Origin of the sequence: Streptomyces bicolor, assembly GCF_000719285.1 — a bacterium.
In the GTDB taxonomy this organism is placed as follows: domain Bacteria; phylum Actinomycetota; class Actinomycetes; order Streptomycetales; family Streptomycetaceae; genus Streptomyces; species Streptomyces bicolor.
In genome coordinates this window covers 365,495-386,633 of record NZ_JOFS01000001.1, presented here as the reverse complement: position 1 = coordinate 386,633, position 21,139 = coordinate 365,495, and the positions used below count along the sequence as shown (strand labels likewise).

Sequence of the window (21,139 nt, the reverse complement as noted above, 5' to 3'; positions counted from 1 at the left end):
GCCGGCGCTCCCCAGCGCGGCTGCGGCGAGTGCGGCAGCCATGGCCGCCGGCGTCAGAACAGATCGCCATCTAGGCGATGTCGTCATTGTCTCCACTCTCCTCGACTTGGTTCAGGGCCTCGTGACGGATGGTCAGCACCAAGAGCCGGACAGTGAAATGAATAGGAAATAAGGTGATATGAATAACCCTGTAGCGGCTATAAGCCACCGGATGGGGTAGCGCCAGGGGTGGTCCGTCACTTGAGTCCGGACGTCGAGACGCCCATGGCGACCCAAGATCAGCCGTTTACCCGGCGCGTCGAGGCGGGCGTAGCCGAGGTGGTCGAAGAAAGGTCAGCGCCTGCTGGAACTTGTGCACGGCGGCGGCGTGCTGCCCCATGGTCGTCCTCGGCCGGAGACTCCTCGCGGCGAACACCGCGGTGAACCCCGGCCCGGCGCGCACCGCGTCGCGGGTGCGGACATAGCCCGAGGAGCGGGTGTACGTCCCGGTCGTGTCCAACTCCTCGACGTGGTCGGCGCCATGGGCGCAGGGCGTCCCGGTAGCCGGCCCGCCGCTGCTCGGCGCTGCTGATTCCGGCCTCCCCGCCGAGGAACAGCAGGCGCCGGTGCCGGACGGCCGACGAGGACCAGCCGGGAGCCCGCGGCGTCCAGTGCCTTCGCGTATCCGGCGACGCGACGGTCGTAGGCCTCGTCCGGCACCACACCGCCGACGAGGAGCACGGCGGCGGCGTGCTGCTCCCGCATGAGCTGCACCAGGTCGTCCTCGCGGACCGTGTCGTCGTGCGGGGCGCAGACCGGGCTCAGTCTGCCGCGCTCGGCGGCCGCCTGTTCCACTCCATCGGCGACGTGGGCGAGCGACGGACCGGTGATGTGGACGACCTGGTCCGCGTACGTGGCGTCGTCGCTACCGGGCTGTGCGTGCCGCAGTGAGCTCGCGCCGACATCCGCGAGTTCGGCGATGTCCAGGATCGAGACGTCGGTGCGGCCCTCGGCGAGCAGCCGCTGGGCCGCGCACACCAGGGCGGCACGTCCACGCGCCCGCCGCTGGACGTTGACTCAGCGAACGTCCCGGGCCACCCCGCGCTGATGCGGCGCGGTGGCCCTTCGGGTGCCGTTCTCAGGGCCCGGTGCTTCGCCGCTCGCGGCGCTCGGCTCCCAGGCGGGCGTAGTAGTCGATGAGGTCGGGCGCGTCCACCGCCGCGGGGTTGACGACCTGCTCGGCGGGGGCGCCCTGCAGGAGGCGCTTGACCGGGACCTCCAGCTTCTCTCCGGTGCGGGTGTGCGGAATGGCCGGGACCTCGAGGATCTCGTCGGGAACATGGCGCGGTGAGGCGCCGGTGCGGATCGCGTCGCGGATCCGGTCGCGCAGGGCGTCGTCCAGACCGGACCCGGCCGTGAGGACCACGAACAGCGGCATCCAGTAGCCGCCGTCCGGCTCCTCCGCGCGGCTGACCGACCTCGGCTGACGAGGGGACGGCTGCCCGGCGTCACGCGGACGTCGAACTCGGGCGGAACGTCACGGACTTGCCCGTGAAGCGGGCCTCGATCCCGTCCGCCGTGGTGGTCACCGACCTCAGGCGCAGCCCCTCGGGGATGTTGTGGAGGGGGACGGGTGCTTCCAGGGCCTTGTCGAGCAACGCCTCGGCGGGCGGGACGAGTTCGCCCTCGGTGACCCGGACGCCGATGTCGGAGCTTTGCCCGCACCTACGACGAGGGCGGTCGCGGCTGCAGTGGGAGGCCGTCGACGGCAATGCGAGTACCTCGACTCGGCTCAGAGCCAGTCCCGCCGCTTGAAGATCGCGTACAAACTGGTGCACACCAGTGCCATCAGGGCGATGGCGAAGGGGTATCCCAGCACCCAGTGCAACTCCGGCATGTGCTTGAAGTTCATCCCGTAGATCGTCCCGACCAGCGTCGGAGCGAACAGGATCGCCGCCCACGACGAGATCCGCTTGATCTCCTCATTCTGCTCGAACCCCGCCTCCGCCAGCGCCCGCATCTCCGCGTTCTGCTGCTGCGTGACCAGCGTCGCGTTCACCGTGAGGATCTCGGTGAGGGCCTGGCGGAAGCCGTCGACGCGTTCGCTGGTGTGGGTGACGTGGTCGGCCACGTCGCGGAGGTAACGCTGGAGTTCCTCGTCCGTGCCGTACTTGGAGAAGCCGGCCATCAGGCCGTGCAGCATGCCGACCAGCGGCCGGGTTGCGCGCTGGAACTCGACCATTTCACGGGAGAGTTCGTAGATACGGCGGGAGACCTCGGGGTCGCCGCGGAAGACCTCGGTCTCGATTTCGTCGATGTCGTTCTGGACGCCCGCCACCACCGGCTCATAGCCGTCGACGACCGCGTCCAGTATCGCGTAGAGCACCGCCTCCGGGCCGAGCTTGAGCAGCTCAGGCGTCTCCTCCATGCGCCGGCGCACCGCCGACAGGTCGGGGGCCGCACCATGGCGCACCGTGATCACGAAGTCCGGTCCGACGAACACGTGGAGCTCGCCGAAGTCGACCTCCTCGGGCGCGTCGAGATAGCGGGCCGCGCGCAGGACGACGAAGAGCGTGTCGCCGTAGCGCTCCAGCTTGGGCCGCTGGTGTGCCTCCATCGCGTCCTCGACGGCGAGGGGGTGCAGGGAGAACTCGGCGGCCAGGGAGAGGAGTTCGGACTCGGTGGGGCGGGCCAGGCCGATCCATGCCATGCCGGACGGCTGGTCGCGCAGCTCACGGTAGGTATCGGCGAGGGTGGCGGGGGAGGACACGCGCACGCCGTCCCGGTACAGCACCGCCTGCACGACGCTCGCCACCTCGGAGGCGTCGGGTGCCGAAGAGTGGGCCGGGGGTGCCGGCGGCTCCGGCTCCGGTGGCTGCGCCGGGTTGGCGGCCCGGCGCCAGACGGATTTCATCGGGTTCTTCGAGGCGGGGCGTGCGCGTCGCTCGGACATCGCGGCTGCCTCCCGGTCGGGACGACGAGTGCGTGATCTCGGAGCAGGATATACGGGGGCGAATGGCATGGGTGGGGCGGGCCGGTCCTGGATTACGTGAGAGTTGCGGACGGAAGGTGTCCGCAAGTCTCGCTAGCGTGCCGGGTATGACGAAGCGCAGCACCAAGAAGACGACGGCCGCGGCAGTCCCCGTGCTCAGCACGCGCGCCCTCAACCGCGCCACCCTCGACCGGCAGCTGCTGCTGCGCCGCTCCCCGCTGTCCGCCCTCGCGGCCGTGGAGCATCTGGTCGGCCTCCAGGCCCAGGAGGTCAAGCCGCCCCACTACGCGCTCGCCGCCCGCCTCGACGGCTTCACGCCCGAGGAACTGTCGGGGCTGCTGGCCGACCGTACCGCCGTGCGCATCGTCACCATGCGGTCGACGATCCATCTGCACTCCGCCGACGACAGCCTCACTCTGCGCCCGCTGGTACAGCCCGCCCGGGACCGTGAGATCAACTACTTCCGCAAGGGTCTCGTCGGCGTGGACCTGGACCGGCTCGCCGTACTCGCCCGCGAACTCGTCGAAGCCGAGCCCCGCACCATGAAGCAGCTCCGCGAGGCCCTCAGCGGCGAGTGGCCGGACGCCGACCCGCAGTCCCTGGCCGTCGCCGCCCGCTGCAAGCTGCCCCTCGTCCAGGTCACCCCGCGCGGCATGTGGGGCCGCAGCGCCCAGGTCGCGCTCACCACCGCCGAGCACTGGCTGGGCCGGCCCGCCGAGCCGGCCGCTTCCGCGGAGGCCACGGTGCTGCGATATCTGGGTGCCTTCGGGCCCGCATCGGTGAAGGACATGCAGACCTGGTCCGGCCTGACCCGGATGCGCGACGCCTTCGAACGGCTCCGCCCCGAGCTCATCACCTTCCGGGACGAGAACGACGTCGAACTGTTCGACCTCCCGGACGCCCCGCGCCCGGACCCGGACACCCCGGCCCCGCCCCGCTTCCTGCCCGAGTTCGACAACCTCCTCCTCTCCCATGCCGACCGCACCCGAGTGATCCCGCCCGCGAACCGCGGCCGCACCTGGCAGGCGAACACGCTCTACTGCCCGCTCCTCGTCGACGGCTTCCTCGTGGGCGTGTGGCGGATCCTCGGCGACGCCCTCGTCATCGAGGAGTTCACCGAACTCACCAAGGCCCAGCGTGGGGAGGTGACGGAGGAGGCGGAGCGGATGCTGCGCGTGATGCATCCGGAGGCGTCGTACGACATCCGCTTCGGGACCGTCATCCCGTAGGCGATCGACTCGGGCGTCAGTCCGCCCGACCCGTCACCGCGACCGTCACTCCGAGCCCGATCATCGTGCACCCACCCGCTCCGCCTATCAGCGACAGCCGGCGGTCGGAGCGCGCGAACCAGGTGCGGGCCGCCGACGCGGTCAGGCCCCACAGGGTGTCCGTGACCAGGCCGATGGTGATCGGGACCAGGCCCAACAGGAGCATCTGCAGCGGGACATGGCCCGCCGAGTGGTCCACGAACTGGGGGAGTACGGCGGCGAAGAACACCACGCCCTTGGGGTTGGTGACACCGACGAGGACGCCGTCGAGGACCGTCCGCAGATCACCGCGTTCCGGACCCGTCGACCTGGCCCGTATCGCCGACGCCTTCAGCTCCTTGCGGTGCCGGAACGCCTGCACGCCCAGGTAGACCAAGTAGGCCGCGCCGGCGAGCTTCACCGTCAGATAGACCGCCACCGACCGCTCCACCAGGGAGCCGATGCCCACCGCGACGGCCACCACCAGCAGATACGAGCCGAAGACATTGCCGACGGCGGTCGCCACGGCCGAGCGGCGGCCGTGCGCCAGGGCGCGGCCGATGACGAACAGGACGCTCGGCCCCGGAATCACGATCACCAACACCGACATCGCCGCGAAGGCGAGCAAACGGTCTGCGGACACCATGCCCATCACCCCCATCCGGCAGCCATTCAAACAGGCGCCACTGACAACGGCCATGGACGCGGGGCGGCGGACCTGGCCGGGAGGCATGGATGAGGCATGGATGAGGCATGGATAGGGGGCGTTGCGGGCCGCTCGTGGAGGCCCGCAACGCCCCCTGGTCTTGCGCCTGAGGTGTGCTCAGGAGACCTTCTGGGTGCCGTTCCCGGTTACGACTCGACCTGTTCGGTCACTTCGTCCGAGAAGGTGGTCAGCCGGGTGTAGACACCCGGGTAACCGGCCTGGGCGCAGCCTTCGCCCCAGGAAGTTATCCCTGCCAGGACGCCCCCGATGAGCAGGGGACCGCCGCTGTCGCCCTGGCAGGTGTCAACGCCGCCGGAGGTGTATCCGGCGCAGACCATGTCGGACGCGATGAAGCTCGAACCGTAGGAGCTCGAACAGCTGGAGTTGGAGACGATCGGCACGGTCGCCGTGCGCAGCTGGTTGGAGGAGCTGCCGTTCGAGGAGGTGGTGCCCCAGCCGATGATGCGGGCGGTGGCGCCGGTCGCGTACACACCGGTGTCCGAGGAGTCGACGTACGAGGCCGTCGTGTACGGCATCGAGGTCGACAGGGTGAGCACGGCCACGTCGTTGCCGTCGGTGGCGTCCGTGTAGTCGGGGTGGATCCAGATGTCGCTGACCCGGCTGACCGTGCCGTTCGTGCCGTTGCGGTAGGTGCGGCCACCGACGACCCGGACGCTGCTGGTGGTCTCGTCGACCATACAGTGCGCGGCGGTGACGACCTTGGTCGCGGAGACGAGCGTGCCACCGCAGAACTGGCTCTGCGAGGCGTCCGTGATCTGCATCATGAACGGGTACGCGGTCGTCGTGGTCGTCGTGCCGCCCACGATGCGCGTGGACGCGGCCTCAGCGGTGGGGGCGCTGAGCAGTGCGGCCGCGGCGGCGGCCGCGGTCGCCGCGACGGCGGCGGTCTTTCTGGCACGGGTGAGCCCGAACATGAGTCTCCTCATTGGGGGTTGCTGCCGGTGGGGGGTCGCGCGGGTGGGGGGTGTGCACGGGGGCGCGGGACCGACCCCCGTGTGCCCGGGCGAGCGGCACATCCATAAGGTAGGTCCCGGAAGTTCCCCTTCCCAATGAGGGAACCCCCTAAGGGAGTTGGGCAGGGAAAACCCTCGGTCGTGCCGGATAAACCCGCGCGGACCGACAAAAACGGGTGAACTCACGTCGCAGGGCGCCCCGAACGCACATCGCACGACGTCACGAACTCAAGGTCGTACGGCGCCACGAACTCAGTTCGCCCGACCTCGGGAAGTCAGCTCGTACGACGTCCCGCCGCGAGTCTGACGATGTCGACCCGCGATCGGATCCCCAGCTTGCGATAGACCCGGGTAAGTGTCGCCTCGACCGTTTTGACGCTGATGAACAGACGCGCGGCGATCTCCCGATTGGTCGCGCCCTCCATGACGAGCGCGGCGACCTGACGCTCCATCGAGGCGAGCCCTTCCAGGGCGTCGGGGCCGACGAGGACCTCGGGCGCGGAGACGGGGGCGGGGGCGGCCTCCGGGGGGCGTGCCTCGGCCGCCGCCTCGACCTGCCGCAGCCAGGGCAGCGCCCGGCAGCGGCGGAACAGCCGGGCCGCCTCGTCGTACGACGTCGGGCCCGGAGTGCCGGTGCGCAGCTGGGCCAGGGCGAAGGCGGCCCGGGCTTCCTCCAGGCCGTAGCCCAGCTTGCCGAGCCGGTCCTGTGCCGACGTCAACTGGGCCGCCGCGGCGTCCTGTTCGCCCCTGGCCGCACGGATCAGTGCCTCGGCGCGATCGAGGACGGCGAGCACGCTGTAGCGGTCCAGCCGCAGCGCCTGCTCGCGCGTGACGTCGACGACGTCCTGCGCCTCCGCGAACTCGCCGCTGCGCACCAGGGCCTCGGCGAGGTCGCCGTGCCACCGGCCGCGCGCCGGGTCGGTGATGCCGAGGCCCTGTTCCACCTCGCGCACCCGGCGCAGCGAACGCACCGCCGCCTCCGCGTCCCCGGCTACCAGCTGGGCGTGGCCGAGGGCGGCCAGGGCACGGGAGACGTACATCTGGTCGCCGTCCTCCTCGGCGTGCTCCACCGCTTCCCGGGCCAGCGCGAGGGCCCGGTCCACCTCCCCGCCCGCGGCCTCCGCGAGCGAGGTCAGCACCGCGGAGGCCACCTCGCCGATCCCGGTGTCGCGGGCCAGCCGCAGGCTCTCGCGGGCCAGGTCGAGGGCGCGACCGCAGTGCCCGGAGTGCAGCTCGGTCTCGGCGACCCCGCGCAGGAAGTGCACCTCGCTCTCCACCCACCCGTGCCGGCGCACCTCGCGCAGCAGCGCGGTGACGGCCGCGCGCGCCTCGGGCAGCTGGTCGCTCATGATGAGCCAGCGGAAGCGGGAGTAGCCGGCCCCGTTGTGATGGCAGGCCACCCTCGGGTCCTGGGGTTCCTCCAGCGCCCGCCGGATGGTCGCGGGGGCGTCCGGGTGGCCCATGAGGGTCTCGATCTGGGCGCGGAAGGCGAGCGCCATGAGCTCGGTGTACCGGTCGCCAGCCCGCGCGGCCAGCTCCGCCGAGTACGTGGCCTCCTCGCGAGCCTCGTCGAAGTCGCCCTTCACGAGCAGGGCGCGCCAGGTCAGTTGGTAGTGGACCAGGGCGAGCAGCTGCGGGTCGTCACCCGCGTCGGCAAGCGCCTGCGGAAAGATCGCGTCGACCTCGTTCATCGCGTGGCCCGCCGTGTCGATCACGGCGATCCAGGCCCGTACCCGTTCCGCGGGCACGGTCGTGCGGGCGAGCACCTCGCGGGCGATGTCCCGGGCGAGGTCCAGCTCGCCGGCGGTGATCGCGTCCTCCACGGCCTGCAACCGCAGTGCCTCCGGGCTGGGGCCGGTCCTTCGGATCGGCCCGGCGTCGCGAGATCCGGCAGTGCCGCCTGCGACGGCGTCGTCGGCCGCCGACTCGCCCGGGCCCGCGGCTTCGCTCGAGCGCGCACCGTCCGCCGGGGTGTGCCGGGCGGCGAGCAGGCAGAGCTGTGCGGCGACCGACGGCGCTCCCCGGTCCCGGGCCAGGGTGGCGGCCTCGGCGAGGCTGGCGGCGACCTCCGGGTCGGTGCCGGTGGTCGCGAGGGCCAGGTGCCGGGCGCGCTCGATGGGGTCGGAGGCGGCCGTGGACAGCGCGGCGTGCGCGGCCCGGCGCTCCTGCGCGGGCGCCTCCGCGTACAGCGCGGCGGAGATCATCGGGTGCGCGAACCGTACGGCGGGCCCCTCGGGCTCGGTCGCCAGCAGGCCGAGCCCGGCGGCCTGGGCGGTCTCGGCCTCGGCGTTCGCACGGCCGGCCGCGTGCAGTAGGGCCAGCGTGGGGCGGGCGCCGGCGCTCGCGACCAGGAGGGTGCGGCGGGCCTCCTCCGACAGCATCTCCAGGCGGTTGAGGACGAGCGCACGCAGTGAGGTGGGCACCGGCAGGGGTTCGCCGGGGCGGGGCGGCGTGGGGTTCTCGGCGAGGGCGCGGCCCAGTTCGAGGGCGAACAGGGCGTTGCCGCCGCTGGTGCGGTGGATGTCCCGGACCGTGGAGCGGGGCAGGCCGGTGAACCCTCGGTGATCGAGGAGGGCGGACATCTGGGCGCGGGAGAGCGGGCCCAGCCGTACGGCGAGGGTGTCCGGCGGGGACGCGCGTAGATGGCGGTCGTACTCCTGGCCGTCGGTCCGCACCGCGCACAGCATCCGCACCGGGGTGTCGCCGAGGCGGCGGGCGGCGAAGCCGAGGAGTTCGGCGCTGGCCGGGTCGAGCCACTGGAGGTCGTCGGCGACGACGAGGACGGGGCCGGTGTCGGCGAGGGCGCGCAGGGCGGACAGCACGGCCAGGCGCAGCGCGAGGCCGTCGCGCTGGAGGGTGGACTCGCCGCGGCCGGTGAGCGCCGACTCCAGGGCCGTGAGCTGGGCGGCGGGGATCCGGTCGGCCACCTCGTCCAGGACCAGGCCGAGAAGGTCGGCCAGGGCGAGGAAGGGAAGGTGGGATTCGGACTCCGTGGGCGAGCAGCGCAACACGGTGCGGGCCGCCTCGCCGTATTCCGTGGCCAATGCCCGCAGGACGGTCGACTTCCCAATTCCGGCAGGCCCGTGAAGCAGCACGCTGCCGCCCCGCCCGAGCTGCTCACGCGCCGCGCCGAACAGCTCCTCCCTGCCGATGACCTGGTCGGGGCGGCATCTCGCAGGCTCCTTGAAGTCCCGTCGCACGGTCACCGCTCCCCTCCGTGTGTCGTGTTCGGGCCAATATTAGGCAACGGATCTTTGAAATTCGGACCGACGGAGAGGTGAGGCAAATAACAGCGGTGGAGCATGGGGAAATTCAGAGCGCGGATGAATGAATGACAGGTGGTCGGGATGGGCTGGACCACCGCTGCACCCTCGCAGGGCAGAACCGCGCGCCCACGCAGGACAGGACAACCGCCCCGTGCCCCCGCAGGGCTACGGCAGCAACCCCGCCCGGCGTGCCGCGACCACCGTCTCCCCGCGGGTGTGGGTGCCCAGCTTGCGCATGGCCGAGCGCAGATAGCCCTTGACGGTCTCCGCCCTCAGCCCCAGCCTCTCTGCCGTGGCCGCGTTCGTCGCGCCGGCGGCAACACACGCCAGCACGTCCAGTTCGCGGGGCGCCAGCTGCACGCCGTCGCGCCGGGGCCCGTCCGTCAGCAGCCCGCAGGCGGCCAGGAGCTCCGCGCGCAGGGCGGGGTCGCCGATACGCGGTGCCAGGGCGCGCAGCGTGGCGTGCGCCTCACGGACCTGTTCCCAGGCCGCGTCCCGGTCGGACGGCACCGCCTGCGGACGCGCCGTCTCCAGCAGCCCCCGCACCTCGTCCCGCACCACCAGCGCCTGCTCCACGTCCCGCGCCGCGTCCACGGCAGCAGTCAGCGTGCGGTCGCCCAGGGGCTGCACCGTGCGCAGGGCGCCGTACAGGACACCGCGCACCCGGCGCCGTACGACGACCGGGACCGCCACCACCGAGCACAGCCCCTCCATGGCGACGGCGGCGTCGTACTCATGGGTGATCTGCCGTGAGGCCGAGTAGTCCGTTACCGCGCAGGGGCGGGCGAGGGCGACGGCCTTGCCGCCGAGGCCGTTGCCGGCGGCCACCGTGAGTCTGCGCAGGGAGTCGGTGGCCGTGCCGTTCAGTTCGCTGATGCGCATCCGCCGGTGCCCGGCCTCGACCAGGCCGCCGAACGCGACCGGCAGTCCGGTCGAGCGGCGCAGGCGCACCAGCGCGCTCCTTATCTCCACCGATGCGGCCGCGTCCACTGCCACGCACTCGCCCTTTCGCCGCTGCTTTCCGGAGCGCACACCCCCGTTCGGGGGTAGTGAGACCCACGTCACGGATTACACGATGGCAGAGAGCCGCCCGGCAAGGTCCGGAGACCAGGAGGACAGATGACGACGGGGACGGAGCTGTTCCGCAGTGCGCGGGATTTCCTGCTCGACCACCGCGAGGACTACGCGAAGGCCTACGAGGGCTTCACCTGGCCCCGGCCGGACCGCTTCAACTGGGCGCTCGACTGGTTCGACGTGATCGCCGCGGGGAACGACCGCCCCGCCCTGCACATCGTCGAGGAGGACGGCAGCGAGGTCCGGCTGTCCTTCGCCGAGATGGCCGAGCGCTCCGACCGCGTCGCGGGCTGGCTGCGGGCGCGCGGTGTCCGGGCCGAGGACCGCGTCCTCGTCGTGCTCGGCAACCAGGTCGAGCTGTGGGAGACCGCCCTCGCCGCGATGAAGCTGCGCGCCGTCGTCATCCCGGCCACCCCGCTGCTGGGCCCCGCCGATCTGCGCGACCGGGTGGAGCGCGGCCGCGTCCGGCATGTGCTGGTGCGGGCCGAGGACACCGAGAAGTTCGACGAGGTGCCCGGCCGCTACACGCGCATCAGCGTCGGCGGGGCGCGCGAGGGCTGGCAGACGTACGAGGACGCGTACGCCGTCTCCGCCGACTTCACGCCCGACGGGCCGACCGCCGCCGACGACCCGCTGATGCTCTACTTCACCTCCGGCACCACCGCCCGCCCCAAGCTGGTCGAGCACACCCACACCTCGTACCCGGTCGGGCACCTGGCCACCATGTACTGGATCGGCCTCAAGCCCGGCGACGTGCACCTGAACATCTCCTCGCCCGGCTGGGCCAAGCACGCCTGGTCCAACCTCTTCGCGCCGTGGAACGCGGAGGCGACCGTCTTCATCCACAACTACACGCGCTTCGACGCGGCCCGGCTGATGGCGGAGATGGACCGCGCGGGCGTCACCACGTTCTGCGCCCCGCCGACCGTCTGGCGCATGCTCATCCAGGCCGACCTGAGCGCCCTGCGTACCCCGCCCCGCGAGGCCGTCGCCGCCGGTGAGCCGCTCAACCCCGAGGTCATCGAGCGGGTCGGCGAGGCCTGGGGCGTGACCATCCGGGACGGCTTCGGGCAGACCGAGACCGCGGTCCAGGTCTCCAACAGCCCCGGCCAGCCCCTGAAGACCGGCTCCATGGGCCGCCCCAGCCCCGGCTTCCGCGTCGAACTCCTCGACCCGGTCTCGGGGGCGCCGGGGGCCGAGGAAGGCGAGATCGCCCTCGACCTGTCCGCCCGCCCCGTCGGCGTGATGACCGGCTACCACGGCGACGCCGACCGTACGGCGGAGGCGATGGCCGGCGGCTACTACCGGACTGGGGACATCGGTTCACGGGACGCCGACGGATACATCACCTATGTCGGGCGCGCCGACGACGTCTTCAAGGCGTCCGACTACAAGATCAGCCCCTTCGAGCTGGAGAGCGCCCTGCTGGAGCACGAGGCGGTGGCCGAGGCGGCCGTCGTGCCCGCGCCGGACGAGCTGCGGCTCGCGGTGCCGAAGGCGTACGTCGTCCTGGCGGACGGCTGGGAGCCGGGCCCCGACACGGCGAAGGTCCTCTTCGAGCACTCGCGCGAGGCCCTCGCCCCCTACAAGCGCGTGCGCCGCCTGGAGTTCGCGCCGCTGCCCAAGACCGTCTCCGGCAAGATCCGCCGCATTGAGCTGCGCGAGGCCACGGCAGCGGGTTCGGACGCCGAGTACCGCGAGGAGGACTTCCGGTGAGCTCCTACGCCCATGGGATCGGCGACACCCCGCTGCTCGGCGAGACGATCGGCGCCAACCTGGACCGCACGGTCGCCACCTGGCCGGACCGGGAGGCGCTCGTGGACGTACCGTCCGGACGGCGCTGGACCTACGCCCAGTTCGCCGCCGACGTCGACGAGCTGGCGTACGCACTGCTCGCGAGCGGGGTCGTCAAGGGCGACCGGGTGGGCATCTGGGCGGTCAACTGCCCCGAGTGGGTCCTCGTCCAGTACGCCACCGCCCGCATCGGCGCGGTCATGGTGAACATCAACCCGGCCTACCGCACCCACGAGGTCGAGTACGTCCTCAACCAGGCCGGGATCTCGTTGCTGTTCGCCTCCCTCAGCCACAAGACGAGCGACTACCGGGCGATGGTCGAGCAAGTGCGGGGTACATGCCCGCAGTTGAGGGAGACGGTGTTGATCGGGGACCCGAGCTGGGAGGCGCTGATCGCGCGCGGGACGCCGGTGCCGTTCGAGGCCCTGTCCTGCGACGACCCGATCAACATCCAGTACACGTCGGGTACGACGGGCTTCCCCAAGGGGGCCACCCTCTCCCACCACAACATCCTCAACAACGGCTACTTCGTGGGCGAGATGATCGCCTACAGCGAGCAGGACCGGATCTGCGTCCCCGTGCCCTTCTATCACTGCTTCGGCATGGTGATGGGCAATCTGGCCGCCACATCCCACGGTGCCTGCATGGTGATCCCGGCCCCCTCCTTCGACCCGAAGGCCACGCTGGAGGCCGTCCAGCAGGAGCGGTGCACTTCGCTCTACGGCGTACCGACGATGTTCATCGCGGAGCTGAACCACCCCGACTTCGCGTCGTACGACCTCTCCTCCCTGCGCACCGGCATCATGGCGGGCTCGCCCTGCCCGGTGGAGGTGATGAAGCGGGTGGTCGCGGAGATGCACATGGCGGAGGTCTCCATCTGCTACGGCATGACCGAGACCTCGCCGGTCTCGCTCCAGACCCGGCGCGACGACGACCTGGAACACCGCACCGGCACGGTCGGCCGGGTCCTCCCGCACGTCGAGGTGAAGATCGTCGACCCCGCGACGGGCGTCACCCAGCCGCGCGGCACGGCGGGCGAGTTGTGCACGCGCGGCTACAGCGTGATGCTCGGCTACTGGAACGAACCCGAGAAGACCGCCGAGGCCGTCGACGCCGGCCGCTGGATGCACACCGGTGACCTCGCGACGATGCGGGAGGACGGCTACGTCGAGATCGTCGGCCGCATCAAGGACATGATCATCCGCGGCGGCGAGAACATCTACCCGCGCGAGATCGAGGAGTTCCTGTACGCCCACCCCAAGATCGCGGACGTCCAGGTGGTCGGGGTCCCGCACGAGCGGTACGGCGAGGAGGTGCTGGCGTGCGTCATCCCGCGCGATCCGGGTGACGCGCTGACCCTGGAGGAGCTGCGGGCCTTCTGCGACGGCCGACTGGCGCACTACAAGATCCCGAGCCGCCTGCGCATCCTCGACTCGTTCCCGATGACGGTCTCCGGGAAGGTGCGCAAGATCGAGCTGCGGGAGCGGTACGCCGCGGGCGACTAGTGGCGGCGCATGCAGACCCGGGGCCACTCGTCGAGGCCGAGTTCCGCCTCGTGGGCGCGGATCCTCCGGAGCCCGGGGGTGAGTTCGGTTTCGTCCAGGACGCGGAAGCCGAGGCGTGCGTAGTACGGCGCGTTCCACGGGACCTCGGTGAAGGTGGTCAGGGTGAGACCGGTCAGGCCCTCGTCGTGTGCGCGGTCGGTGGCGTACGCGAGGAGGGCCCGGCCGATGCGGCGGTGCGCGAAGTCCGGGTGCACCGTGACCTGCTCGATGTGCAGGGCGCCGTCGACGGGTTCGCAGACCAGATAGCCGATCGGGTCGTCGCCGCCGGCGCAGGCGACCCAGGCGCGGCCCGCCCGGCGGAAGCGCTCCAGCGCGTCCAGGTCGGGCGGCTCGTCGTCGGCGATCGCCGCCATGTCCAGGGCGCGGAACGGGGTGCCCGCGGCACGCTCGATGTCCTGAAGGGCCGGGAGCTCGACCGGCGTGGCGGGGCGGATGCGCATGCGCCGAGTGTCTGTCGGCGGGGGTGCCGGGCGCGAGCGGATTACCGGGCGCCCGTCGCGTCCAGGTCGTCGGCGAGGCTGTTGACCGGCTGCGGGGTGCCCGTGAGGTCGAGGACGAAGAGGGGGACGCCCAGGGTGTCGGCCCGGGTGCGGGCGTCGGGGGCGTATCCGGCGAGGGAGAAGTAGACACAGGCCGCGGACTCCGTCATGGCCGTCAGCCACAGACACTCCACGTCCCGCAGGGAGGCCGGCCGTACGGTCGGGTCGACCTGGGCGAGCAGACCGTGGGCGGCGATGCCGATACCGGTCGGCGGCCGCTGGTCGGCGCGGCGGATGTCCCGGTAGCCGAGCCAGCGCAGATAGACGGCGGCCGCCGTGACCGCGTCGCGCGCGGTGCGGATCGTGACGGGCTGGAAGGGGCGGCGGGTGGAGCGGGTCTGCCGGTGCGGCGTGCCCGTGACGCCCTGCGGCGCGCCAGTGGCCGTGTGCGGTACGTCCGTGGCCTCCTGCGCTGAGTCCGTTGCGCACCGCGGTGCGTCCGTCGCCTCCCGGCGTGCGTCCGTGGTTTCGCGCTGAGCGCCCGCGGACTCCTGCGCCACGGGCACGCGCAGCACGGTCCCGCAGGTGCAGCCCAGCTCCGGACGGGGCCACTCGCCTTCCCGGCCGCACGCCGCACAGCGCGCGGTGATCCATTCGTCGTCCCAGGCGCGATGGGTGACCGCCGAAGCGATCCCCTGCGGGTCGAGCGGCGGCGAGACGGGCGCCCCGCACTCGCAGGGATACGCGGGTGCCTCGTACAGATGCTCGCGCCGGCAGACCGGGCAGCGCACCGACACGCTCTCGGACATGGCCACTCCAGGACGACCTCGCAGCGGGACAGCGCACCCATCGTCCTCCAGGGCGCGCCCGGTTGTCCGCCCCTTGACGGTCTTCACCCGTCCACTTACATTGCTTCCAGATAGTAGAAAAATATTTCCGCGATACGGAATAACTGATCGCGGACTTGTCATCGTCACGGAATTGCTCACCGCGGGGCGCGACGGGAGTGCGAATCCGACAGCCGAAGCAGGAGTACTCAATGGCTCGTATGACCGCTGCCCGAGCGGCAGTCGAGATCCTCAAGCGCGAGGGCGTCAGCAACGCGTTCGGTGTGCCGGGCGCGGCGATCAACCCCTTCTACGCGGCGCTCAAGGCCTCCGGCGGCATCCAGCACACCCTCGCCCGCCATGTGGAGGGCGCCTCGCACATGGCCGAGGGCTACACCCGCACGCACCCCGGCAACATCGGCGTCTGCATCGGCACGTCCGGCCCGGCCGGCACCGACATGATCACCGGCCTGTACTCCGCGATCGGCGACTCCATCCCGATCCTGTGCATCACCGGCCAGGCGCCGACCGCCGTCATCCACAAAGAGGACTTCCAGGCCGTCGACATCGCCTCGATCGCCAAGCCGGTCACCAAGATGGCGGTGACGGTCCTGGAGGCCGCGCAGGTCCCCGGCGTCTTCCAGCAGGCCTTCCACCTGATGCGCTCCGGCCGGCCCGGCCCGGTCCTCATCGACCTGCCGATCGACGTCCAGCTCACCGAGATCGAGTTCGACCCGGAGACGTACGAGCCGCTCCAGGTCTACAAGCCCGCCGCGACCCGCGCCCAGATCGAGAAGGCGATCGGGATGCTGAACGCGTCCGAGCGGCCGCTGATCGTCGCGGGCGGCGGTGTCATCAATGCCGACGCCGCCGAACTCCTCGTCGAGTTCGCCGAGTTGACCGGCACCCCGGTCGTCCCGACCCTGATGGGCTGGGGCCTGCTGCCCGACGACCACGAGCTGAACGCCGGCATGGTCGGCCTGCAGACCTCGCACCGCTACGGCAACGCGACCTTCCTGGAGTCCGACTTCGTCCTCGGCATCGGCAACCGCTGGGCCAACCGCCACACCGGCAAGCTGGACGTCTACACGGCCGGCCGGAAGTTCGTCCATGTCGACGTCGAGCCCACCCAGATCGGCAAGATCTTCGCCCCGGACTACGGCATCGCGTCCGACGCGAAGGCGGCCCTGGAGCTGTTCGTCGAGGTGGCCCGGGAGCTGAAGGTGGAAGGCAAGCTGCCCGACCGCTCGGCGTGGGCCGCGTCCGCGCAGGAGCGGAAGGCGACCCTCCAGCGCCGTACGCACTTCGACGACATCCCGATCAAGCCGCAGCGCGTCTACGAGGAGATGAACAAGGCCTTCGGTGCGGAGACCCGGTACGTCTCCACGATCGGCCTCTCGCAGATCGCCGGCGCCCAGATGCTGCACGTCTTCAAGCCGCGGCACTGGATCAACTGCGGCCAAGCGGGCCCGCTCGGCTGGACCATCCCGGCCGCGCTGGGCGTGGCGAAGGCCGACCCGGAGGCGCAGGTCGTCGCCCTGTCCGGGGACTACGACTTCCAGTTCATGATCGAAGAACTGGCGGTCGGCGCGCAGCACAAGATCCCGTACGTCCATGTCCTCGTGAACAACTCCTACCTGGGCCTGATCCGTCAGGCGCAGCGGGCGTTCGACATCGACTTCCAGGTCAAGCTGGAGTTCGAGAACATCAACTCGCCCGAGCTGGGCGTCTACGGCGTCGACCACGTCAAGGTCGCCGAGGGGCTCGGCTGCAAGGCGATCCGGGTGACGGACCCGAGCGAGCTGGGCGCGGCCTTCGAGCAGGCCAAGAAGCTCGCCGCCGAATTCCAGGTGCCGGTCGTCGTCGAGGCGATCCTGGAGCGGGTCACCAACATCTCCATGTCGACGACCAACGACATCAGCAACGTCGTCGAGTTCGAGGAGATCGCGACGGAGCCGGGTCACGCGCCGACGTCCATCAGGACGCTGAAGGTCTGACACACCCCGGACGACCAAGAGGGCGGCCCGACCTTTCGGTTGGGCCGCCCTTTTCCGTCCCCCGTGCCGGTGCCCGCCGCCCCCGTGCCGGCGGGCACCGTGTGACGAGAGTGTGCCCGCGGCGGGGGGCGGTTGAAGCCTTCCGGCGCATGTTCAGAGGTTGATCTGAGGTTCCGTAGCCGGCATACGGCCGCCGGCGTAGGCGACCCGGCGGGGGCCCGGGCGTCGGAGCCACTCGGCTGAAAGGGCGTCACATGGTGGAGCGCCGGTGGCAACTGGCGGGGCGCGGAGCCCAGGGCAACCAATGGGGCGATCGCGGCACAGTTGCGGAAACAACGGCCTGATCATGGCTGATGCGCAGGCATTCGACGATGACTGGCCCCCGGATTGGCACCACATTCCCAGCGGGGAGTACCGATCGCGGTGGATCCAGCACCTGCGGTAGGCAGTGCAGCAGGAGGACGCCGAAGAGCGCCGTATGCGGGACCGTCCGCATACGGCGCTCTTCGGCCGGTGAGGTATTCGGTTGTGGCCGTCCGGCGGTGCGAGGCTGGGCGCGACAGGACTTTCGCGCCGCCGGACGGGGTCTGGGGGGCTCGGGACCGCGGCGGCAGCGACGGAACCGGGGCTCCTTCCCTCTGGTCGAAGAAGGAGACCGGACCTTCACCACCGCACTGGCTCGCACGCCGCCGCGGTCCTCACGTTGCCCGCGCTCGTGCTGATCGACCACCCCTCATCCGGGTCGCTCAGTCGAAGCGCGGGCGGTGCGTCCGGCCTGACCTCCCGTCAGGAACCGGACGCAGTCTTGGGGTTCAGCCCTCGCGCAGGGCGCGGACCGCCTCCTCCACGCGCTTGCCGTACTCCGGGTCGGCGGCGTGGAAGTGGGCCAGGTTCTTCTCGATCACGTCGTCGCGGGAGACCTGGGACAGGCCGCCGGCGATGTTGGCGATCAGGCGGGACTTCTCCTCGGCGGACATCAGGCGGTACAGCTCGCCGGCCTGGAAGAAGTCGTCGTCCTTGGTGTGGAGAGGGGCGGAGTGGGTGCCCGTGTGGCCGCTCACCGCCAGCGGGGCCGACAGCGGGCGGCCGGTCTCCACCGGGCCGTCGTAGGAGTTCGGCTCGTAGTTCTTGGCGTACCGGCCCTGGGAGTTGGTCGCCATGAAGCCGTCGCGGCCGTAGTTCTGCGCGGTCGTCGCCTTCGGGGCGTTCACCGCGAGCTGGGTGTGGTTGACGCCCAGGCGGTAGCGGTGGGCGTCCGCGTAGGCGAACAGACGGCCCTGGAGCATCTTGTCGGGGGAGGGGCCGATGCCCGGCACGAAGTTGTTCGGGGAGAACGCGGCCTGCTCGACCTCGGCGAAGACGTTGTCCGGGTTGCGGTCGAGGACCAGCCGGCCCACGCGCTGCAGCGGGTAGTCCTTGTGCGGCCATACCTTGGTGAGGTCGAAGGGGTTGAAGCGGTAGTCGGCCGCCTCGGCCGCCGGCATGATCTGGACGTAGAGCGTCCAGGACGGGTGTACGCCCCGCTCGATGGCCTGGAGCAGGTCCGTGTGGTGGGAGTTGGGGTCCTTGCCGGCGAGCTCCGCGCCCTGCTCGGCGGACAGGCAGCGGATGCCCTGGTTGGTCTTGAAGTGGTACTTGACGAAGAAGGCCTCGCCGTCGGCGTTCGTCCACTGGTAGGTGTGCGAGCCGTAGCCGTTCATGTGGCGGTACGACGCCGGGATGCCGCGGTCGCCCATCAGCCAGGTCACCTGGTGCGTCGCCTCGGGGGCGTGCGCCCAGAAGTCCCAGACGTTGTCCGGCTCCTGGCGGCCGGTGAACGGGTCGCGCTTCTGCGAGTGGATGAAGTCGGGGAACTTGATCGGGTCCTTGATGAAGAACACCGGGGTGTTGTTGCCGACGAGGTCGTAATTGCCCTCCGCCGTATAGAACTTGACGGCGAAACCGCGCGGGTCGCGCACGGCGTCCGCGCCGCCGAGACTGTCGGCCACGGTCGAGAAGCGCAGGAACACCTCGGTCCGCTTGCCCACCGCGCTGAGGAAGTCGGCGTGGGTGAAACCGGTGACGTCGTCGGTCACCTCGAAGTGGCCGTACGCGCCGGAGCCGCGGGCGTGCACCACGCGCTCCGGGATGCGCTCGCGGTTGAAGCGCGCCAGCTTCTCCAGCAGGTGCTGGTCCTGGAGCAGGAGCGGGCCGCCGACGCCGGCGGAGGCGGAGTTCTGGTTGTCTGCGACCGGGGCGCCGGACTCCGTAGTGAGAGTTCGCGCCGAGAGCACGCGCTTCGACATCGTGGACCTTCCGTGCGGTGGCACTTCCGTGCGGGTGGCAGCGGAAAACACTTTCCGCTTGATGGAGCCTAGAAGTGGGAGAAACTGAGCGTCAACAGTTTGTTGAAGTTGATTCCGGGCGGCGCCCCGCCTGGGCGCGACAGGACAGGTGTCAGCGGAGCGCCGCCCGGAAGTCTCGGGTGGGTCAGACCTGGGCGCCGGAGAGGCGCTCGACCGCGCGCAGCAGCGCGGAGTGGTCCAGCCCGCCGTCGCCCTGGGCGCGCAGGGACGCGACCAGCTGGGCCACCACGGCACCGACCGGCAGGGCGGCGCCGACGTTGCGGGCGGCGTCCGTCACGATGCCCATGTCCTTGTGGTGCAGGTCGATACGGAAGCCGGGCTTGAAGTCCCGGTTCAGGAAGTTGTCCTTCTTCCGCGTCAGCACGGTCGAGCCCGCCAGGCCGCCGTTGAGGACGTCCAGCGCGGCGTTCAGGTCCACGCCCGACTTCTCCAGGAAGACCACGGCCTCGGCGCACGCCTGGATGTTCACGGCGACGATCAGCTGGTTGGCCGCCTTCACGGTCTGACCCGAGCCGTGCGGACCGCACAGCACGATGGTCTTGCCGAGGGCCTCGAAGATCGGCTTGGCCTGGTCGAAGTCGGCCTGCTCACCGCCGACCATGATCGACAGTACGGCCTCGACGGCACCGGCCTCACCGCCGGACACGGGGGCGTCCAGGACGCGGATGCCCTTGTCCTTGGCGGCCTTCGCCAGGTCGACCGAGGTCTGCGGGGTGATCGAGGACATGTCGATCAGCAGGGCGCCGGCCTTCGCGTTCTCCAGGATGCCGTCGGGGCCGTAGGAGATGGCCTCGACGTGGGGGGAGGCCGGGACCATCGTGATGACGACGTCGGCGTCCTTCACGGCCTCGGCGATCGAACCGGCGGCGGTGCCGCCCGCGGCGGCGAGGCGGTCCAGCTTGTCCTGTTCCAGAGTGAAGCCGGTGACCTGGTAGCCCGCCTTGATCAGGTTCTCGGACATGGGGGAGCCCATGATGCCGAGGCCGATCCAGGCAATCGCCGGGCGGGTCGGGTGGGAAGAACCTGCGAGGTTGCTCATGATGGGGGTGCCTTTCAGGTAAAGGGGTCAGCGGGGCAGCCAGTCGAAGGCCTCGGCGCTCGGGCGGTCGCCCGGCTTGTACTCGAGGCCGACCCAGCCGTCGTAGCCCGCCTTCTTCAGCTGGTCGAGGAGGTCTTCGAGGGGCAGCGAGCCCGTGCCCGGCGCGCCACGGCCCGGGTTGTCGGCGATCTGCACATGGCCGGTCCTGGCGGCGTACCGCTCGATCACGGCCGGCAGGTCCTCGCCGTTCATGGACAGGTGGTAGAGGTCCATGAGGAAGCGGGCGTTGCCCAGTCCCGTCGCCTCGTTGACCTTGTCGACGATCCCGACCGCGGCCGGTGCGGACACCAGCGGGTACAGCGGCGACTCGGGCTTGTTCAGGGCCTCGATCAGCAGGATCGCGCCGATCCGGTCGGCCGCCCGGGCCGCGAGAACCAGGTTCTCCAGCGCCAGCGCGTCCTGCTCGGCCGGGTCCACGCCCTCGACGCGGTTGCCGTACAGGGCGTTGAGCGCCTTGCAGCCGAGCGACTGCGCGAAGTCGGCGGCCACGTCGATGTTGGCGCGGAACCTCTCCGACTCCTCGCCCGGTAGAGAAAGGGCGCCACGGTCGGGGCCGGGCAGCTGACCGGCGTAGAAGTTCAGGCCGGTGAGCTGGACGCCCGCGTCCTCGATCGCCTTCTTGAGGGCGTCGAGCTCGGACTGCTCGGGGGTGGGGGAGTCGACCCAGGGCCACCACAGCTCGACCGCGGTGAAGCCGGCCGCGGCGGCGGCCGCGGGGCGCTCCAGGAGCGGGAGTTCCGTGAAGAGGATCGACAGGTTGACGTTGAAGCGCTGCTCTGCGAATCCCATGGGGGC

The 21,139-nt window shown here is 70.9% G+C and carries 15 protein-coding genes and 2 pseudogenes; 4 read left to right on the top strand and 13 right to left on the bottom strand.

Features of this window, described 5'->3' with window-relative positions; translation table 11 throughout:
* Positions 1-394: 394 nt before the first annotated feature.
* The 4 genes and pseudogenes from IF78_RS45590 to IF78_RS0101700 all read right to left on the bottom strand — a co-directional run.
* A pseudogene (locus IF78_RS45590) lies at positions 395-870 on the bottom strand (substrate-binding domain-containing protein); the annotation flags it as partial.
* Between the two features lie 247 nt (positions 871-1,117).
* A pseudogene (locus IF78_RS0101710) lies at positions 1,118-1,444 on the bottom strand (acetoacetate--CoA ligase); the annotation flags it as partial.
* Between the two features lie 43 nt (positions 1,445-1,487).
* Positions 1,488-1,751, bottom strand: a complete 264-nt coding sequence (locus IF78_RS45585; protein ID WP_031475414.1) for a hypothetical protein — start codon at positions 1,749-1,751, stop codon at positions 1,488-1,490.
* Positions 1,752-1,771: 20 nt separating this feature from the next.
* Entirely contained in the window at positions 1,772-2,932 is a 1,161-nt protein-coding gene (locus IF78_RS0101700; protein ID WP_031475416.1) for a magnesium and cobalt transport protein CorA, read from the bottom strand.
* A 146-nt stretch (positions 2,933-3,078) separates the two neighbouring features.
* Here IF78_RS0101700 and IF78_RS0101695 point away from each other — a divergent pair, with 146 nt between their 5' ends.
* Positions 3,079-4,200, top strand: a complete 1,122-nt coding sequence (locus IF78_RS0101695; protein WP_031475418.1) for a winged helix DNA-binding domain-containing protein — start codon at positions 3,079-3,081, stop codon at positions 4,198-4,200.
* Between the two features lie 16 nt (positions 4,201-4,216).
* Here the strand turns inward: IF78_RS0101695 and IF78_RS0101690 are convergent, their stop codons facing one another.
* The 4 genes from IF78_RS0101690 to IF78_RS0101670 form a co-directional block, all read right to left on the bottom strand.
* The gene (locus IF78_RS0101690) at positions 4,217-4,864 is read right to left on the bottom strand and encodes a LysE family translocator (protein WP_031475420.1); all 648 of its coding nucleotides are present in this window, start codon (positions 4,862-4,864) and stop codon (positions 4,217-4,219) included.
* Positions 4,865-5,070: 206 nt separating this feature from the next.
* Positions 5,071-5,859 carry a S1 family peptidase gene (locus tag IF78_RS0101685; protein WP_031475422.1) on the bottom strand — a complete coding sequence of 263 codons (789 nt, stop codon included), beginning with the start codon at positions 5,857-5,859 and terminating at the stop codon, positions 5,071-5,073.
* A gap of 314 nt (positions 5,860-6,173) precedes the next feature.
* Complete coding sequence (locus IF78_RS43235) at positions 6,174-9,104, bottom strand: helix-turn-helix transcriptional regulator (protein ID WP_037639400.1); 2,931 nt, start codon at positions 9,102-9,104, stop codon at positions 6,174-6,176.
* Positions 9,105-9,329: 225 nt separating this feature from the next.
* Positions 9,330-10,154: a response regulator transcription factor gene (locus IF78_RS0101670; protein WP_037639397.1), complete on the bottom strand. Its 825-nt coding sequence runs from the start codon at positions 10,152-10,154 to the stop codon at positions 9,330-9,332.
* A gap of 129 nt (positions 10,155-10,283) precedes the next feature.
* On the opposite strand from IF78_RS0101670, the gene IF78_RS0101665 reads away from it, so the two are divergent.
* Positions 10,284-11,954: an AMP-binding protein gene (locus IF78_RS0101665; protein WP_031475426.1), complete on the top strand. Its 1,671-nt coding sequence runs from the start codon at positions 10,284-10,286 to the stop codon at positions 11,952-11,954.
* Positions 11,951-13,537, top strand: a complete 1,587-nt coding sequence (locus tag IF78_RS0101660) for an AMP-binding protein (protein ID WP_031475428.1) — start codon at positions 11,951-11,953, stop codon at positions 13,535-13,537. Before IF78_RS0101665 ends, IF78_RS0101660 begins: the two co-directional genes overlap by 4 nt.
* Here IF78_RS0101660 and IF78_RS0101655 read toward each other — a convergent pair.
* Together IF78_RS0101655 and IF78_RS0101650 are read right to left on the bottom strand one after the other, a co-directional pair.
* Positions 13,534-14,037: a GNAT family N-acetyltransferase gene (locus tag IF78_RS0101655; protein WP_031475430.1), complete on the bottom strand. Its 504-nt coding sequence runs from the start codon at positions 14,035-14,037 to the stop codon at positions 13,534-13,536. The genes IF78_RS0101660 and IF78_RS0101655 overlap by 4 nt on opposite strands.
* 41 nt (positions 14,038-14,078) lie before the next feature.
* Complete coding sequence (locus tag IF78_RS0101650; RefSeq protein WP_031475432.1) at positions 14,079-14,885, bottom strand: hypothetical protein; 807 nt, start codon at positions 14,883-14,885, stop codon at positions 14,079-14,081.
* A 230-nt stretch (positions 14,886-15,115) separates the two neighbouring features.
* On the opposite strand from IF78_RS0101650, the gene gcl reads away from it, so the two are divergent.
* Complete coding sequence (gene gcl / locus IF78_RS0101645; protein WP_031475434.1) at positions 15,116-16,900, top strand: glyoxylate carboligase; 1,785 nt, start codon at positions 15,116-15,118, stop codon at positions 16,898-16,900.
* Positions 16,901-17,712: 812 nt separating this feature from the next.
* Here the strand turns inward: gcl and IF78_RS0101640 are convergent.
* The 3 genes from IF78_RS0101640 to IF78_RS0101630 form a co-directional block, all read right to left on the bottom strand.
* A complete protein-coding gene (locus IF78_RS0101640) occupies positions 17,713-19,185 on the bottom strand; it encodes a catalase (RefSeq protein WP_031475436.1) in 1,473 nt (490 codons plus the stop codon).
* A gap of 184 nt (positions 19,186-19,369) precedes the next feature.
* Entirely contained in the window at positions 19,370-20,284 is a 915-nt protein-coding gene (locus IF78_RS0101635) for a 2-hydroxy-3-oxopropionate reductase (RefSeq protein WP_031475438.1), read from the bottom strand.
* Between the two features lie 27 nt (positions 20,285-20,311).
* On the bottom strand, positions 20,312-21,133 hold the full coding sequence (locus IF78_RS0101630; RefSeq protein WP_031475440.1) for a TIM barrel protein: 822 nt from the start codon (positions 21,131-21,133) through the stop codon (positions 20,312-20,314).
* Positions 21,134-21,139 lie beyond the last annotated feature (6 nt).

Excerpts from the sequence above, each read along its gene's own strand:
- IF78_RS0101700 (WP_031475416.1), bottom strand. The coding sequence starts at position 2,932 with ATGTCCGAGCGACGCGCACGCCCCGCCTCGAAGAACCCGATGAAATCC.
- IF78_RS0101695 (WP_031475418.1), top strand. The coding sequence starts at position 3,079 with ATGACGAAGCGCAGCACCAAGAAGACGACGGCCGCGGCAGTCCCCGTG.
- IF78_RS0101690 (WP_031475420.1), bottom strand. The coding sequence starts at position 4,864 with ATGGTGTCCGCAGACCGTTTGCTCGCCTTCGCGGCGATGTCGGTGTTG.
- IF78_RS0101685 (WP_031475422.1), bottom strand. The coding sequence starts at position 5,859 with ATGTTCGGGCTCACCCGTGCCAGAAAGACCGCCGCCGTCGCGGCGACC.
- IF78_RS0101665 (WP_031475426.1), top strand. The coding sequence starts at position 10,284 with ATGACGACGGGGACGGAGCTGTTCCGCAGTGCGCGGGATTTCCTGCTC.
- IF78_RS0101655 (WP_031475430.1), bottom strand. The coding sequence starts at position 14,037 with ATGCGCATCCGCCCCGCCACGCCGGTCGAGCTCCCGGCCCTTCAGGAC.
- IF78_RS0101650 (WP_031475432.1), bottom strand. The coding sequence starts at position 14,885 with ATGTCCGAGAGCGTGTCGGTGCGCTGCCCGGTCTGCCGGCGCGAGCAT.
- gcl (WP_031475434.1), top strand. The coding sequence starts at position 15,116 with ATGGCTCGTATGACCGCTGCCCGAGCGGCAGTCGAGATCCTCAAGCGC.
- IF78_RS0101640 (WP_031475436.1), bottom strand. The coding sequence starts at position 19,185 with ATGTCGAAGCGCGTGCTCTCGGCGCGAACTCTCACTACGGAGTCCGGC.
- IF78_RS0101635 (WP_031475438.1), bottom strand. The coding sequence starts at position 20,284 with ATGAGCAACCTCGCAGGTTCTTCCCACCCGACCCGCCCGGCGATTGCC.
- IF78_RS0101630 (WP_031475440.1), bottom strand. The coding sequence starts at position 21,133 with ATGGGATTCGCAGAGCAGCGCTTCAACGTCAACCTGTCGATCCTCTTC.